This window comes from Psychromonas sp. (genome assembly GCF_983033635.1).
Genome location: NZ_CEZLMY010000048.1, coordinates 21,878 through 23,062, shown reverse-complemented (window position 1 = coordinate 23,062; position 1,185 = coordinate 21,878). Strand labels below are relative to the sequence as shown.

The 1,185-nt window shown below is 38.6% G+C and carries 1 protein-coding gene and 1 pseudogene; one reads left to right on the top strand and one right to left on the bottom strand.

The features are described from left to right. Positions 1-559, bottom strand: a 559-nt coding sequence (gene rsmI / locus AC4GME_RS08710; RefSeq protein WP_490379243.1) for a 16S rRNA (cytidine(1402)-2'-O)-methyltransferase, incomplete at its 3' end; no start/stop codon positions are given. Positions 560-679: 120 nt separating this feature from the next. On the opposite strand from rsmI, the pseudogene AC4GME_RS08705 reads away from it, so the two are divergent. Further along, a pseudogene (locus tag AC4GME_RS08705) lies at positions 680-1,185 on the top strand (penicillin-binding protein activator); the annotation flags it as partial.

The following is a 1,185-nucleotide window of genomic DNA, read 5'->3' as shown; positions in this document are numbered from 1 at the left end:
GTATATTAATAATTTGCTGCACTGTATCTTGAATACGACGCGGTGATTCATAAAAAACCATAGTGCGCGTCTCTTCAATCAACGCCTTTAACTTATCCTGCTTGCCTTTTTCTTTGGCGGGTAAAAAACCTTCAAATGAAAAACGATCAGTTGGCAACCCAGCAGCGCTTAAGGCAGTGATAACAGCCGATGGGCCAGGAATAGGCACAACATCAACCCCTGATTCTCGGCATTCGTTAACCAAGTGATAACCCGGATCGCTGATTAACGGCGTACCGGCATCAGAGATCAAGGCAACTGATTGCCCTGATTTTATTTTTTCTATTAGTACTTTCCCGCGTTCTCGTTCATTATGATCGTGCAGTGGGAACATCGGTTTTTTGATTTGATAGTGACTTAATAATTTACCGCTATGGCGAGTATCTTCGGCTGCAACCAAATCCACTTGCTGCAGTGTTTCGATAGCACGGTAAGTGATATCGCTAATATTTCCAATCGGGGTGGCAACAATATAAAGCTTTGCGGGAAGTTGAGATGAAAGTTGGCTATTTTCAGACATTTGTCGCCCTAATAAAAGAATAGATAAGTGAATAAGATTGTTTAACTGAGACAGCAATATTACACTATAGCTTTCATGATACCTACTTCGAAAATTTGCTTGCGCATAAAGGATAATATTTTGAACGTTTTCACCTCAACAAAACGATTATTTCATTGTTTAATAATGATATTAACGTTGGCGATTTTATCTGCTTGTAGTACCACTCCGTCATCACCTGAAGATATCCCGCCCGAACTGTTTTCCAAATTAAACAATAACTCGGCATTCTTTCTTAAAAAAGATGAACTGCAGGGCGATAAAGAAAAATCGGCATGGCAGTTTGTTGCTATACAAGCGTTAATTGCAGAGAAACAATTTACCTTAGCTGAATCTATTATCGAATATCTGCAAAGCAAACCACTGTCAGCAAATGAGCAGGCATCATTAAGTCTATTAATCGCTGACAGTACATATGCGCAGAACAAATTAGATGAAACACGACTAATACTTGATTACATGGACTATAAGCAGCTTTCTGAACTTGGCCTTATCTATTTCTTAAAACTGCAAAGCGAATTAAAAGTGCGTAATGAGGATCATTTAGGCGCTTCAGATAGTTTACTTTTATTAACACCTTTATTAAA